Origin of the sequence: Natrinema sp. HArc-T2, assembly GCF_041821085.1 — an archaeon.
Taxonomy (GTDB): Archaea; Halobacteriota; Halobacteria; order Halobacteriales; family Natrialbaceae; genus Natrinema.
In genome coordinates this window covers 204972-219538 of record NZ_JBGUAZ010000004.1, presented here as the reverse complement: position 1 = coordinate 219538, position 14567 = coordinate 204972, and the positions used below count along the sequence as shown (strand labels likewise).

The 14567-nt window shown below is 64.4% G+C and carries 14 protein-coding genes; 8 read left to right on the top strand and 6 right to left on the bottom strand.

The window, feature by feature from the left end; translation table 11 throughout:
• Positions 1–240 precede the first annotated feature (240 nt).
• Positions 241–429: a hypothetical protein gene (locus ACERI1_RS11835; RefSeq protein WP_373618370.1), complete on the top strand. Its 189-nt coding sequence runs from the start codon at positions 241–243 to the stop codon at positions 427–429.
• A gap of 44 nt (positions 430–473) precedes the next feature.
• Here ACERI1_RS11835 and ACERI1_RS11830 read toward each other — a convergent pair whose 3' ends face one another.
• From ACERI1_RS11830 to ACERI1_RS11810, 5 genes are all read right to left on the bottom strand, one after another.
• Positions 474–1955: a heme-binding protein gene (locus ACERI1_RS11830; RefSeq protein ID WP_373618369.1), complete on the bottom strand. Its 1482-nt coding sequence runs from the start codon at positions 1953–1955 to the stop codon at positions 474–476.
• A 134-nt stretch (positions 1956–2089) separates the two neighbouring features.
• Positions 2090–3931, bottom strand: coding sequence for a site-2 protease family protein (locus tag ACERI1_RS11825; protein WP_373618367.1), 1842 nt, complete (start codon positions 3929–3931; stop codon positions 2090–2092).
• Between the two features lie 189 nt (positions 3932–4120).
• A complete protein-coding gene (lysS, locus tag ACERI1_RS11820) occupies positions 4121–5821 on the bottom strand; it encodes a lysine--tRNA ligase (protein ID WP_373618366.1) in 1701 nt (566 codons plus the stop codon).
• Positions 5818–6543 (bottom strand): UMP kinase, encoded by a 726-nt coding sequence (pyrH, locus tag ACERI1_RS11815; RefSeq protein WP_373618365.1) that lies wholly within the window; start codon positions 6541–6543, stop codon positions 5818–5820. Before pyrH ends, lysS begins: the two co-directional genes overlap by 4 nt.
• Positions 6544–6660: 117 nt before the next feature.
• On the bottom strand, positions 6661–7695 hold the full coding sequence (locus ACERI1_RS11810; RefSeq protein ID WP_373618364.1) for a CapA family protein: 1035 nt from the start codon (positions 7693–7695) through the stop codon (positions 6661–6663).
• Between the two features lie 226 nt (positions 7696–7921).
• Between ACERI1_RS11810 and ACERI1_RS11805 the strand changes: the two genes are divergently transcribed.
• The 3 genes from ACERI1_RS11805 (at position 7922) to ACERI1_RS11795 (ending at position 10673) form a co-directional block, all read left to right on the top strand.
• On the top strand, positions 7922–8779 hold the full coding sequence (locus ACERI1_RS11805) for a molybdopterin synthase (protein WP_373618363.1): 858 nt from the start codon (positions 7922–7924) through the stop codon (positions 8777–8779).
• 256 nt (positions 8780–9035) lie between these two features.
• Positions 9036–9278 (top strand): hypothetical protein, encoded by a 243-nt coding sequence (locus ACERI1_RS11800; RefSeq protein ID WP_373618362.1) that lies wholly within the window; start codon positions 9036–9038, stop codon positions 9276–9278.
• A gap of 237 nt (positions 9279–9515) precedes the next feature.
• Positions 9516–10673 carry a site-2 protease family protein gene (locus tag ACERI1_RS11795; RefSeq protein WP_373618361.1) on the top strand — a complete coding sequence of 386 codons (1158 nt, stop codon included), beginning with the start codon at positions 9516–9518 and terminating at the stop codon, positions 10671–10673.
• A 12-nt stretch (positions 10674–10685) separates the two neighbouring features.
• Here ACERI1_RS11795 and thiL read toward each other — a convergent pair whose 3' ends face one another.
• Complete coding sequence (thiL, locus tag ACERI1_RS11790) at positions 10686–11585, bottom strand: thiamine-phosphate kinase (RefSeq protein WP_373618360.1); 900 nt, start codon at positions 11583–11585, stop codon at positions 10686–10688.
• Positions 11586–11683: 98 nt separating this feature from the next.
• On the opposite strand from thiL, the gene ACERI1_RS11785 reads away from it, so the two are divergent.
• From ACERI1_RS11785 to hisS, 4 genes are all read left to right on the top strand, one after another.
• On the top strand, positions 11684–12139 hold the full coding sequence (locus tag ACERI1_RS11785; RefSeq protein WP_373618359.1) for a 30S ribosomal protein S19e: 456 nt from the start codon (positions 11684–11686) through the stop codon (positions 12137–12139).
• Positions 12140–12239: 100 nt separating this feature from the next.
• Positions 12240–12587 carry a DNA-binding protein gene (locus tag ACERI1_RS11780; RefSeq protein ID WP_373618357.1) on the top strand — a complete coding sequence of 116 codons (348 nt, stop codon included), beginning with the start codon at positions 12240–12242 and terminating at the stop codon, positions 12585–12587.
• Positions 12587–13177, top strand: coding sequence for an asparagine synthase-related protein (locus ACERI1_RS11775; protein WP_373618356.1), 591 nt, complete (start codon positions 12587–12589; stop codon positions 13175–13177). Before ACERI1_RS11780 ends, ACERI1_RS11775 begins: the two co-directional genes overlap by 1 nt.
• Positions 13178–13241: 64 nt before the next feature.
• Complete coding sequence (gene hisS / locus ACERI1_RS11770; protein WP_373618552.1) at positions 13242–14540, top strand: histidine--tRNA ligase; 1299 nt, start codon at positions 13242–13244, stop codon at positions 14538–14540.
• The last annotated feature ends 27 nt before the right edge of the window (positions 14541–14567 follow it).

Genomic DNA, 14567 nt, shown 5'->3' with positions numbered 1-14567 from the left:
TCTCTCGGACCTCGCGGGAGCTTCGCTCCCGCTTAGGGTTGATCAAAAGCACTCCTCCCTCCGTTTCGGCCCCTTTGGGGCCTTCACATCGGTCGTCGGTATCGGGTAACTGCCTGCCCTCCCCCGGGTCACGGGCTCCTCGCAGTGCTCGGAGCCCGTTCCCGGCCACAGTCCACTGTATTCGTTGTGGCCCCAATCACCTTCGTAACGGCTTTCATCGCCGCGTCGAACCCTCGAGTCATGGACCCACAGGCGTTTGTCGTTGCAACGCTCGTCGCCCACCTCGGGCTCGCGATGTTCGTGACCGGCCACGCGCGCCTGACTGAGACCGAGGCTGGCAAGTGGCCGTTCGTGACGCTCGCGTTCGGGTTAGCCGGAGTCGCCGCTTACTTCTTCTACGACGAGTCGTCGGACGCAGGCGGAATCTAAGGTCGAGTCTTGGCCTCGAGCCGGCAGAAAAAAGCGCCCAGTTCTCAGGCGAGGAAGACGTGCCGCGGTCGGTCGGCGAGCACGTCGCGACCGAACTCGACGGCCTCGGAGAAGGCGTCGCTGCGGAAGAACGCCATGGCGTCCTCGCGGGAGTCCCAGCGGCTGGCGATGAACATGTCGTTTTCGTCCTCGCGGTTGACAAGTAGGTCGGTCTTGCGGTGGCCGCCCATGTCCGCGAGCATGTCAGCGGCGTCCGCGAAGACGCCGGTGAAGTCGCTGCGATGCTCGGGCTTGACCGTATAGAACATCCCCATCGTGCCCCACGAGTCGTCGTCATCGTCGCCCGCCTGTCGGACGATTTCGGGGAGCTCTGCGAGGAACCCGGCGGCTGTGTTCGCGGCGCGGTCGGTGTCCCAGAGGCTGACGACCGCGGTCTCCGCGTCGTCGTCTCGCGGCTCGTAGACTGCCGTCTTCACGTGCGTATCGTAGTGGTCGAAGTTCTGGCGTAGCCCGTCGACCTCTTCGAAGAGTTCGTCGGCGTCAGCCTCGGAGTAGAGCACGACTGCGTGGACGTCCTCGCCGTGTGGTTGGCCCGCATAGACGCCCTGCTCCTCGAGTTCGCTTCGGACGTCCTCGTCGTCGCCGTGTGGGCCGCTGGAGCCACCGTGATGGCCGCCCGATTCCGAACCACCGTGGTGGTGACCCTCGGCGTCGCCGCCTGCGTGGGGATGGCCGTCCTCTTCCTGTGGCACCGGTTCGCCGGCGAGGTACGCGCCGAGATCGGTGGGCTCCATCCGGCGGGCCGAGAAGAACTGTCCGAACTCGGCGAAGCGCGAACTCGAGGGGTCGAATCGCATCTCGTAGAGCAGTTCCTTGACGTCGGTCGGATCGTCGCCAAAGAGCGTGATGCCCCATTCGAAGTCGTCGAGACCGACACTACCGGCGATGATCTGCGTGACCCGACCGGCGTAGTCCTTGCCAATCTCGCCGTGATTCGAGAGATAGTCGGCGCGCTCGTCGAAGGGCAGCTCGTACCAGTTGTGGTCGGGCCCGCGGCGCTTGCTCATCGGGTAGAAACTCAGGAAGTCACTGTCGGGAAGCTCGGGCTTGAGTCGGGACTCGATGTAGTTTGCGATTCCGGGGTCGGCGGTTTCGCCCTCTTCGAAGTAGTCCTGGGACATGTAGCCCGAGACCTCCGTCACCGAGAGATAGGAGTCGGCCCGCTCGGTGAACTCGGCGAGTGCCGTGTGTTCGAACCGTCGCTCGAGCGCGTCGATGTCGGCGAGCGTCGGTCGCAGGTGCAAGACGAGCAAGTCGGCCTTGTGGCCGAGCACTGCGAACGTCGCCGACTCGCCCTCGTCGGCGTCGTCGACGCGCTCACTGGACGTGAGGTACTCCATGCCTTCTTCGATCGCTTGTTCGCGCCGTCGCTCGGGCGCGTCTCGCCAGGCGTCCCAGTTGATCGACCGGAAGTCGTGCAGGACGTACCAGCCCTCTTCGGTCTGTGGTGGTTGCCGTCGTTCCATAGACGCGGGTTAGGACGGCGACGCTAAGAAGGGCCGGGTTTCTCCCCACTATCGTGTGATGATACCCCTGCATGTGACTGGTCGCGTCCACTGTGCGGTATCTGGCTCGTCGATCGAACGGCCCCTCCCCGGTGTCAGCCCGCGATTAGTTGGGGACCGAACAGCAACATGAGGAAGCTGACGAGCATCGTCACGCCGATCGTGGTCGTCACCACGCGGACCATGCCGCGGGTGGCGTTGATGGGAAGCCGCGAGACGATCGCTTCGGTGCTCGTCCGGAGGATGTGTCCCCCGTCGAGCGGGAACGCCGGGATGCAGTTGAAAAAGCCGAGTTGGACGTTGATCCAGCCGGTCCAGAACAACAGGTTCGCCAGCAGGAAGACCCCCCCGTCGCCGAACGCGCCGAGTGCGCCCTGGACCTCGTAGAAGTTCTGAATCCCGCCGGTGAAGCCGGCGAAATTGAAGGGAAGCACGCCGCTGACGCCGATAACCGGCAACAGAAGCGCCACGCCGATCTTGCCGAGGAAGGTGTCGGCGATCGGTCCGAACTGCGTCTCGCCGTTGCCACCGAGCAGGCCGAGATACTCGCCTGCGGGATAGAGCTGGACGCCGATGTCGCTCATCGAGACGCCGGACGTTCCTGGCTGGGGCTGAATGCCGAGGAAGCCACTGTCGGCGCGCGGATGCTCGTCGAGGGTGACGGTGTAGGTCTCACGCACATCGCCGAAATAGCCCTCGACGGTGACTTCCTGGCCGGGCTCGGTGTCCTCGAGCAGCCCGGCGAGATCGCCGTAGTTGTACACGCGCTCGCCGTCGAAGCCGGTGATGACGAACGTCTCGTCGGTCGGTCCGGTCTGGGACTCGAGTGGCTCGTCTTCGACGATCGAGACCGCAGCGCCGATCGTCACCTCGCGCTCGACCCGGTCCCCATCGTTTTCGGGTTCGATCGTCAGATTGACGCGCTCGTTGTCGCCGACGGCGTCGGTGAAGCCGCGTTCAGTTGCCACCGACTGCCCGTCGACCGCGCGGATCTTGTCGCCAGCAGACAGCTCTGTCGGAGTGTCGTCGGTCGCTGCGGTCACGAGCAGCGCGCGATCGACCGGCACCGTCTCCTCGCCGTTGAGTTCGACAGTCACCTGATCACCGTCGGTTGCCTCGAGTCGGTTCGCGAGGTCGTCGTTGCCATCGACCGCAGTGCCGTTGATCGACGTGATGCGGTCGTTGGGTTCGATTCCCGCGTCGGCGGCGGGGGAACTGTCCGCGACACCACCGACGGAAGCACCCGGTGCGACGGCGATCGAGCCGGCGACGGGGCCAAAGAGGAGAGCAAAGGCGAGGATCGTCACTGCGAAGTTGTTCGTGACACCGGCGGCGAACATCCGCGTCTGGCCGCCACGGGAGGCTGCTTTGCTGCTCTCCTGGTCGGGTTCGACGAACGCACCGACGGGGAGGACGGCGAGCATCGCGACTCCCATCGAGTCGATGTCGATGTCCTCGACGCGACAGAGCAGGCCGTGGCCGCCCTCGTGGACGACGAGCCCGACGAGCAGGCCGAAGACGATGCCCGGTGTGGCCGCAAGCGGCAGGAAGTCGTTGACGCCGGGGATGACGAGGACGTTGCGTGGCTGTCGAACCGCCGAGGACGACACCTGTGGCGACGAGAGCGTGACCATCGCCGCGCGAATGAGGAACACGAACATGCTCACCATCACGACGATCGCGATGCCGACGCCGAGGTTCGACCACGCGCGCCAGAACCGCTTGGGCTGTGCGAGCCGGTCGAGCAGGGCGCGACCACGCTTTGTGTGGAACGTGAGAATCGGCCCCTGTGTGCCGATGTAGTCGGGCAGATAGCCGCTGTTTCGCAGGCCGAGGACAGCGACCCAGTAGAGGAGGAGGCCGACAAGAACCCACGTCAGAACCTCCGACCCGTAGATCTCGGGGGGTGAGACGACAGCGAGGGAACCGTGATCCATTAGTAGTGGTTCGGGCCGGCAGTCTCAAATGGCTTTTGTCTATCCCATCGATCGGAAACGAGACTGGTAGCTACCTCGAATTACGTCTCGAGCGCAGACGACTGCCCGTTGCGTCCGGACCCTGCGAGCGGATCGGGCTGTCGCTGATTGCTGTCCGTCAGTCTCGAACGGACCGTCGTCGGGACCGGCTCAGCGTTCACGCCGGAGCCGGTCGATGACGAACTCCTGGTCGACTTTCGCGAGGAAGGGACCGAGTTTCGGGCCCTGATCTTCGTCGAAGAACAGCCGGTAGCCAGCCCCGAAGAAGTCGCCGACGTCGACGTCGTTTCGCTTCGCGGCTTCGTAGATCTCGCCCTGAATCTCGTCGGGCTCGTGGCCTTCCTCGATGAAGTCGGCCAGTTCTGCGAGCGCGGCTTCGGTGTCCGCATCGAAGTCGTGGGCCGGAATCTCGCTGCGCTTGAGTTCGTAATCGAACTCGTTGCCGGTCCGTCGCGCCCAGTTGCGGGCCTGCTCGACGCGCTCGAGCGCCTTGTCGACGGCCCACTCGGGTGCGTCGTCGGGAATGTGGCCCTCGCGGCGGGCGATCTCCTCGCGCAGGTCGGGATCGTCGGTCATTCCGAGCACCGCAGCGAAGGTGTAGGGCAGCCGGATTCGCGCTTTGCGTGGCTCCTCGACCACGAAGGGATAGACACGCTCTGCGAAGGCCTGCTCGTCCTCGTCGGCGTCGATCTCGCCGAAGTAAATCGCCTCGAGCCGGTCGAACTCGTCGACGAGCTGATCTAAGCGTTCAATGCTGAAGTCCCGGGCTTTCGAGGGGTCTTTCGCGAAGAAATAACGCAGCACTTCGGGCTCTAGAAGTTCGAGCACGTCCGAGACGAGGATGACGTTGCCAGCCGACGAGGAGAAGGGCTCGCCCTCGAGGGTGAACCACTCGTAGACCATCGGCACCGGCGGCTCGATCTCGAGGACGTTGCGGGCAACGTCCTGTCCGCTGGGCCAGGAGCCTTCGGCGTGGTCCTTCCCGAAGGGCTCGAAGTCGACGCCGAGCAGTTGCCACTGGGCGGGCCATTCGAAGCGCCACGGGAGTTTGCCCTCGCGCAACGTGGCCGTCCCCTCGTGGCCACAGCCGTCGATCGTCTGATCGCCGGCGTCCATGTCGGTACAGCGGTAGTCGACGGTTCCGGCGTCGGCGTCGACGCTCGTGACCGTCTCCGTTATCTTGCCACACTCCTCGCAGATCGGGTTGAAGGGAACGTAGTCCTCGTCGACCTTGTCCTGATACTGCGAGAGGACTTCGCGGGCTCGATCTTGGTGCTCGAGGACGAAGCGGGTGATGTCCTCTAAGTCGCCGGACTCATACAGTTCGGTGTTCGAGACCAGCTCGATCGGCACGTCAACGGCGTCGGCGCTGTCCTGAATGATCGTCGCGAAGTGGTCGCCGTAGGAGTCACAGCAGCCGAAGGGGTCCGGAATGTCGGTGTAGGGTGCTCCGAGGTTCCGGCCGAGTGCACCGGCATCAACCTCGCCGAGATCGACGAGGTTCCCCTCTAAGTCACAGAGGGTCCGGGGTAGCCCCCGGAGCGGGTCACGGTCGTCGGCGGTGAAGACCTGCCGAACCTCGTAGCCGCGGTCGCGCAGGACTTCGGCGACGTAGTAGCCGCGCATAATCTCGTTGACGTTTCCGAGGTGGGGGACGCCAGACGGCGAGATGCCGCCTTTGATGACGATCGGTTCCTCCGGATCTCGAGCCTCGACACGGTCAGCGACCGTATCGGCCCAGAACGCATGACGCGTCTCGCTTGCCTCCTTACGCTGGAGGGTGTAGGGGCTGATCGCCTCCGATTCCGGCGTGTCGCTCGCAGTTTCGTCCGTGTCGCCGTCGGTACTCATTGCTCGTCGCTCGCCCAGTAGGTCGGTTCCGCACCGACGCCCTCGGGGACGATGTCGGTGCCGCCGTGTTCGCCGTGTCGGACCGCACGGGCGATTCGGTCGGGGTCGGTGCCGTCGAGGACGATCGTCCGCATCCCCGAGCGCTCGATGATCTTCGCTGCCAGCAGGTCGACGGGTGCGGAGGCTCCGGCGTTCATCTCGAGGCCGGCGATGACGTCGACCAGGTCCGTCGCGGAGAGTTCGTCGTACTTGGTTGCGTCCGCGTCCTCGTTCGGGTCGGCGCTGTAGACGCCGGGAACGCTCGTCGCGTAGACGAGCAGGTCGGCATCGATGTATTCTGCCAGCGCGGCCCCGACGGCGTCGGTGGTCTGTGCCGGTGCGACGCCGCCCATGATGCAGATATCGTCCCGGCGGAGCGCCTCGCTGGCCTCCTCGTAATCGAGCGCGGGCGCGGTCACGGACTCCTCGCTCAGTGCAGCGATGAGCAGCCGCGCGTTGAGCCGCGTGACGTCGATCCCCAATTGATCGAGTTCGATTTCGTTTGCGTCGAGATTCCGTGCAGCCGAGATGTATTCCCGGGCGACACCGCCACCTCCGACGACGGCACCAATCCGACAGCCCTCGTCGATGAGGTCTTCGATGACGGCTGCGTGCTCGGCCACCCGATCAGCGCCGGGTTCGGGCACGAGGACGCTGCCACCGATAGAGACGACCACTTTCATACTATCGCGGTGTAGCGGAGTTGCTATCTTAAGGGTTGCCAACTGCCCGGACGATACGGTGACACACCGCTCGAGCGTCGAATCGAGATCGTGGTTCGCGGACTGTACGGTTACCTGTCAGTTTTCGAGCGACAGGACGAGCGCGTCGCCGTCCCGATCGAATTCGGTCCCGAACGAGGACGAGAGATTTCGCATCCGCTTGCGAGCCCACTCGGCTGCCTCCGGACTCGCCTCGCCGACCGCACAGTCCTCGACCTCCGTCGGGTGCAATCGGAACTCGAGCGGGTCGCCGTCGGGCGTCACCGAGAGGACGAACAGGAAACTCCGGTCGTTTCGTAACTCGGGATCGACCCGGTAGTCATCGACGAAATCCCCGGCGTCGTAGATGATCGGACGGCCCTCGTGGACCTCGATCGCCTGAAAGACGTGGGCGCTGTGGCCGTGCACGACGTCGACGCCTTCTTCGATCAGCCAGTGGCCGAACTCTTGGAACGACTTGGGTGGCTCCGTGACCATGTTCGGTCCCCAGTGCAGCGAGGCGACCAGCAGGTCTGGATTCGTCTCGCGTGCGCGCTCGAGCGCTTCCCGAACGCGCCGTCGCGTCTCTGCATCGCTGGCGTCAATCTCGATCCAGGCCGTCCCGGGGGTGTCCTCGTCGGCAGCGTACTCCGGCGTGTTATCAGTCAGCGCGATCACTGCGACCTCGAGTGCGTTGTTCGCGATCGAGTCGTCGCTGTCACCGTTCGAGGGTCCGATCGTCCGAACCGCTGGCCCGAGCGCCTCGTCGATGGTCTCCCCGGCACCGGCACGCGCGATGCCGGCCCCATCAAGTTCCGTGAGGGTATCCCGCAGCGCCACTTCCTCGTAGTCGAGGATGTGGTTGTTCGCCAGCGTACAGACGTCGACCCCGGCGCGCTCGAGTGCGGGAATCGCCCAGTCGGGGTCGGCCCGGAAATGGAACGGTCGATAGGTGCGTTGCCACTGCTGGCCTCGCGTCGAGAGACAACACTCGAGGTTGATCACCAGCCCGTCGAGGCCGCGCAGGCGCTCGAGGACGGATCCCCACACCGCATCGACGGAGCGGCGGCGCTGGCGGTCGTCGACGACTCGCCCGAGCATGACGTCGCCCGTGAAGCCGAGTTGCAGGGGCATAGGCGAGTCTTCGGGCAGCACGTGTAAAGTTCACTCACTCGGCTCTGGTTCTGATAGTAGCCACTGAACGTCATTGCACACCTGCCCGCGACTCGGCGTCCAGTACCGGCGGAATCTAGCCAGTACTGGCCGCCCCGCTGCGGGCAGTGTGTAAATCGTTTCAGTTGTTACTAGAGCTCGTTCAGTCGGCGACAGCTACAAAGACCGAGCCGACCATACCTCAGACATGCACGTACTCGGTGTTCGGGACGAGGGGGCCAACGGCGACACGCTCGAGGCGGTCGTCGATCGGATCGTCGATCGACTCTCCGAACGCGGGCGAGTCGGCGTCGTCAGATACGATGCGACGATCGCCGACGGAACCGATGCACGCGAATCGCTCACGTTCGGCGAGGACATCACCACGGTTGGCGGCGACGTGACCTACGATCTCGGCGTCGACGGTGACTGGACCGCCTCGGGAACGGGGATGTCCGTCGGCGACGCACTCGATAGCCTCGCGACTGACTGTGACTACGCCGTCGTCGTCGGTGTGCCGACGCTGCAGCATCCCGCCGTCGTCGTCGGACCGGCCGCCACTGACGGCGAAGACGACGACCAGCGCATCGCGACCGTCGATGGCCCTAGCGACCTCTCGCTCGAGGACCTCGTGACCGCCCTCGAGTCCGCCGACCCTCACGAGACCCTCGAGTCGCTGGTGACGCGTCTCAAACGATCGCCGCGAGCCGACCGAGCTGGTGCGATCGCGACGTTCACCGGTCGGGTCCGCGCGAAAGACAGCGCCGACGACGCGCGCACACAGTATCTCGAGTTCGAGAAGTACGACGGCGTCGCCGACGAGCGGCTGGCGGCCCTCGAAACCAACCTCGAGGCGCGAGACGGTGTCTTCGATGTCGAACTCTACCACCGAACAGGAGTCGTCAAGGACGGTGAGGGCATCGTCTTCGTGGTCGTGCTGGCCGGCCACCGCGAGGAGGCGTTTCGGACCGTCGAAGACGGAATCAACCGTCTGAAAGACGAAGTACCGCTGTTCAAAAAGGAGGTCACCGTCGAGGACGAGTTCTGGGTCCACGAACGATCCTGACCGTTACGTTCGTTTGCCGAGATGGCTGAAATATCGAAACGGTATCGAAATGGAATATTATCTAACTCATGACGATCACAACCGAGATAATATATTAGCAGCGGCTTTAAAACGTCTCGAGCGATCTCGTCCGTTTATTAATAGTTCCGTATCGAGGGCTGAAGAATCGCTTACCCCCCGGATAACTGAACACAATCGAAACGTCGCGAATCATCCTTCCTTTATAACAGTTATCGGCCACAAGTAGTGAACGTCGATGAGCACAACTGCCCACCCCTCCACGGAAAGCAAGGAAAGCCGCCTGAAACGCTATCTGCGCGAACGTGCCGAAGACGATGGCGAGCTGTACTTCAAAGGCAAGTTCATCGCAGATGATGTCGGACTGTCGCCCAAAGAGATCGGCGCGCTGATGGCCAAGCTCTCCGGCTCCGTCTCCGACCTCGAGATCGAAAAGTGGTCGTACACGAGCGCGACGACGTGGCGCGTCGCACTCGCCTAACACGCGTTTGACTGCAAGATCGGATCGTTCGACTGACCGTCCCCGCTCGTTCTCCATTTTCCTCGGGCTGAGCGATGCAACCCGTGCGTATCGCGACCGGGCTCGCAGTGAGGTGGGCTGTGCCCACTCGGGATCTCATCCATTGCTACCTGATCGCACGTCAGACCACCACTCACAGAAACGGATACCCCTGCCGACGGCAGTCGATTTATACCCGACGAGGATGAACCACGTGTGATGGACGACGTCGACCGGCCCGGATTTGACACGGCAGGGCGGGGCACTCGCTCGCCCGAGGACGGGCCGCCGATCGACCGGATCGAGTCGGTGTTTGCGGTCTACGAGGTCCGCCGCGAGGACGGACAGGTCGTCTACTACGGTGATCCACTGGCTCATCCCGAACGGGTGATACGAGAGCTCTGGCCGGCGTTTCGCGAGCGCGGCTACGACGCCACACTCGAGCGCCGCCACGGCGAGTACGCGCTCGTCGCCGAGCCGACAACCATCGGCGTCGACGGGATTCCGTGGACGAACATCGTGTTGCTCCTGTTGACGGTGTGTTCGACGCTGTTTGCGGGCTCGTTCTGGTACCAGCTCGATCCGTTCGCCGACCCGACCGTGATCTGGCAGGCGTGGCCGTTTACCGCGGCTATTCTGGGCGTACTCGGCATCCACGAGATGGGTCACTACGTCATGAGCCGCTATCATCAGGTCGACGCCTCGCTGCCCTACTTCATCCCGGTGCCGACGCTCATCGGGACGATGGGGGCAGTCATCACGCTGAAAGGCCGGATGCCTGACCGGAAGGCGCTGTTCGACATCGGCGTCGCCGGGCCGCTGGCCGGACTCATCGCGACGGTCGTCGTGACAGTGATCGGTCTGCATCTGCCGCCCGTGACCGTCCCCGAAGCGGTCGTACAGGATCCCAATGCAATCCGGATCGAACTCGGCTATCCACCCTTACTCGAGTTGCTCGCCGCAGGGTTCGACCAGCCGCTGTACCGGAACGATCCGGCGACCGGGGTGAACCCGGTCGTCATCGGCGCGTGGGTCGGGATGTTCGTTACCTTCCTCAACCTGATCCCGGTGGGCCAACTCGACGGCGGTCACATCCTCCGGGCGATGGCTGGCGAGTTCCAGGAGACGATCGCGGCGCTGGTGCCTGGCGTGTTGTTCGCACTCGCTGCGTACCTCTTTTACATCGACGGCTACAGCGTGAACACGGTGTTCGTCTGGATTCTCTGGGGGCTGTTGACGGCGTTTCTCGCCTCGAAAGGGCCGGCCACACCAGTCCAAGACGAGCGACTCGGGCGGAGTCGGTTCGTCCTCGGGGCCGTCACGTTCGGCCTCGGATTGCTCTGTTTCATGCCGGTTCCAGTCATGATAATCGGCTGACGGCTCGCCGGTCTAGCCGTGCGTGTAGCCGCGATCCGCGAGCGCTTCGCCGTCGATGGTAAGGCCGTCGTCGGCCTCGCAGACCGAGCCGATCACCGACAGTGAGACGTCGGTCGCTGCTCGGACCGCAGATAGTGCATCCTCGGGAAGCGTCGCAACGAGTTCGAAGTCCTCGCCGAAGGTCGTCGCGAGCTCGAGCGCCTCGTCGTTGCCGTCGGTGACCTCGTAGACAGCGTCGTCGATCGGGATTCGATCGGCTTCGATCACGAACCCACAGTCGCTGGCCTCGGCGAGCTGGTGGAGCGAGCGAGCGAGGCCGTCGCTCGAGTCCATCATCGCGGTCGCATGGGGGGCAAGCGCCCGCCCGGCTGCGATCCGTGGCGGAAACCGAAACAGGTCGTTCGCCCGCTCGAGGTGGGCATCGTCGTCAGAGGTATTTGCCCGCTCGAAGTGCTCGAGGGCGGCTGCGCTCCGACCGAGCGTGCCGGTGACACAGACGACATCGCCGGGCTGTGCACCGCGTCTGCGAACGGGGTCGTCGGTCCGACCGATCACGGTCGTCGCCACGGTGAACTCGTCGTGGCCGTCTAAATCGCCGCCGACGTACTCGGTTCCGACCAGTTCACAGACGTCGCTCGCGCCACGAACGAACGCCAGCAGTTCGTCGCGGTCGAATTCGGGGGCGGCGTAGGCAGCGACCGCAGCAGTCGGCTTGGCACCCATCGCGGCGATATCCGACAGGGACGCGCCGACGGCGCGCCAGCCGGCCGTGTAGCGTGTCGTTCCGTCCGGAAAATCCGTCCGCTCGTGGAGCATGTCCGTCGTGACGACCAGCCCGTCGACGACGGCGGCGTCGTCCCCGGCGGCCTCGAGTTCCCCATCGAGCAGTGCCAGGGCGGCTCGTTCGTCCATACCACCCGTTTCGACTCGAGCGCGAAAAACGGTCCGGGCCGGCGCGGCGCTGCCGAGATACGATGCGCTTAAATGCCGCCGACGGGAACCACACGCCAATGGCTACGATGTACGACGTTCCGGCGGACGACCTCATCGAGGCGCTCGCCGACGATCTCGCGGATCGACTCGAGGAACCGGACTGGGCCAAGTTCGCCAAGACCGGCGTCGACAATGAACTCCCACCGGAACAGGAGGACTTCTGGGCAACCCGCGCCGCAAGCCTCCTGCGCAAGGTCGCCGACCGCGGCCCCATCGGCGTCGAGCGACTCTCGACGGAGTACGGCGGCGCGAAAGGCGGCTCCAACCGCTATCAGGTCGCCCCCGACAAACGTGCCGACGGCTCGAAGAACCTCATTCGGACCATCCTCCAGCAACTCGAAGAGGAAGACCTCGTCGAGACCGCCGAGGGTGAGGGTCGCCGCGTCACCGCCGACGGACAGAGCCTGCTCGACGACACCGCCGGCGCAGTCCTCGAAGACCTCGACCGTCCGGAACTCGAGCGCTACGCGTAATTCGGGAACTCGTTTTCGTGTCGATTGCATCGAGCAGCACCGCCGCTATCCCACTCGTCCGTAATCATTTTCCCGTCTGCGGGCCAACCGTAACACAGCTATGAGTGGCTCACCCGACGACGAAAAACTCGAGGAACTCCGACAGAAGAAAATGGAGCAGCTTCAGGACCGTGCCGAGTCCCAGGGCGAGGGCAGTCAGGAGGCGGCCAAACAGCAGGCTGAAGCCCAGAAGAAGGCGGTTCTGCGCCAGCACCTGACCGACGAGGCCCGCAAGCGGCTCAACACGGTCAAGATGAGTAAACCCCAGTTCGGCGAGCAGGTCGAACGACAGGTCGTCAGCCTCGCCCGCAGCGGCCGTATTCAGGGCAAAATCGACGACGACAAGATGAAACAGCTCCTCAAGGAGCTGCAACCCGACTCCAAGAGCTTCGACATCCAGCGCCGGTGATGGAGCTCGGACTGCTCTACAGCGGCGGCAAGGACTCGACGCTCGCGGCGCTCTTGCTCGAGGAGTTCTACGACGTCACACTGGTGACGGCCCACTTCGGGATCAGCGACGATTGGCAACACGCCCGCGAGACGGCCGAGACGGTCGGCTTCGCGTTCGACCGCCTCGAGTGCGATCCCGACGTCGCCCGCGAGGCCGTCGATCTGATCCGCGAGGACGGCTTTCCCCGTAACGGCATTCAACTGGTCCATACACACGCTTTAGAGCAACTTGCAGCCCGTGAGTTCGATGCGATCGCCGACGGCACCCGCCGTGACGACCGCGTCCCGACGATCTCACGAGCCCAGGCCCAGAGTCTCGAGGATCGCCACGACATCGATTACATCGCGCCGTTGTCGGGATTTGGCCGGTCGGCCGTCGACCGGCTGGTCGAGGCACGACTGGACGTGATTGCCGGACCGAGCGAGGAGATCGACAGAGCCGACTACGAGGCCGAACTGCGGGCACTCATCGTCGACGAAGAGGGAGAGGGTGCGATCGCGGAGTACTTCCCCGATCACCAGCAGACGTTCGTGACGAACGTTCGGTGATCACTGCTCTGGCCGTCGCCGCCGAACGAAAGAATAGAAGTTCGCTGTCGCCCAAACGATGGTCATGTACGACCGGATCAAGGGCTTTCGTGACTTCTATCCCGGCGAGATGGCCGCCAGGCGGGCGACCATCGATGTCTTGGAGGACACTGCCCGCACGTACGGCTTCCGTGAGATCGCGACCCCGGCGTTAGAACGCGCTGAGATGTGGACGGACAAAAGCGGCGACGACATCGTCGACGAACTCTACTCCTTCGAGGATCAGGGCGGTCGTCACGTCGCGATGACACCCGAGTTGACGCCGACGGTCGCCCGGATGGTCGTCGCGAAACAACAGGAGCTGTCGAAGCCGATCAAGTGGTTCTCGACGCGACCGTTCTGGCGCTACGAACAGGTCCAGCAGGGTCGCCAGCGCGAGTTCTACCAGACCAACGTCGACATCTTCGGCTCGTCGGAACCCGAAGCCGACGCCGAAATCCTCGCGTGGGCTGCCGACACGATGACCGGTCTCGGCCTCACCGGCGAGCACTTCGAGTTCCGCATCTCCCACCGCGACATCCTCGGCGGCGTCCTCGAGAGCTACGACGCCGATGTCGACACCGAGGCGGCGATCCGCGCAGTCGACAAATCCGACAAGCTCTCGCAAGTCGAGTACCACGACCTGCTGATCGACGCCGGCCTCTCAGCCGACCAGGCCGCCGAGTTCGCCGACCTCATCGCCGAGGGCGACCTCGAGGCGGTCGAGGCCTTCGCCGACACCGAGCGCGTGACGGCGGCCGTCGAGAACCTCCAGAACGTGCTCGCCGCCGCCGAGGACTTCGGTGCACGCGAGTACTGTACGATCTCGCTCGAGACGGCCCGCGGGCTGGACTACTACACGGGCGTCGTCTTCGAGTGTTTCGACTCCGCAGGCGAGGTCTCCCGGTCGATCTTCGGTGGCGGTCGCTACGACGACTTGATCGAGAGTTTCGGCGGACAGCCGACGCCTGCGGTCGGCGTCGCCCCCGGCCACGCGACGCTGTCGCTGTTGCTCCAGCGGGCCGGCGTCTGGCCCGAGGAGGAAGTGACGACCGACTACTACGTCCTCCAGATCGGCGACACACGATCGGAAGCGGCCCGGATCGTCCGCGAACTTCGCAACCGTGGCCACGTCGTCGAGACCGACGTCGCCGGTCGCTCCTTCGGCGCGCAACTGAACTACGCCGACTCGATCAACGCTGAAACGGTCGTCATCGCCGGCGAACAGGACCTCGAAAACGACGAGGTGACGATCAAAGACATGGCCTCTGGCGACCAGATTCAGGTGCCCGTCGACGCGTTCCCGGGCGATCTCGAGCGACCGACGCTCGCGGACTTCGAGTGAGCGATTCGGCTCGATCGGCGCTCGAGC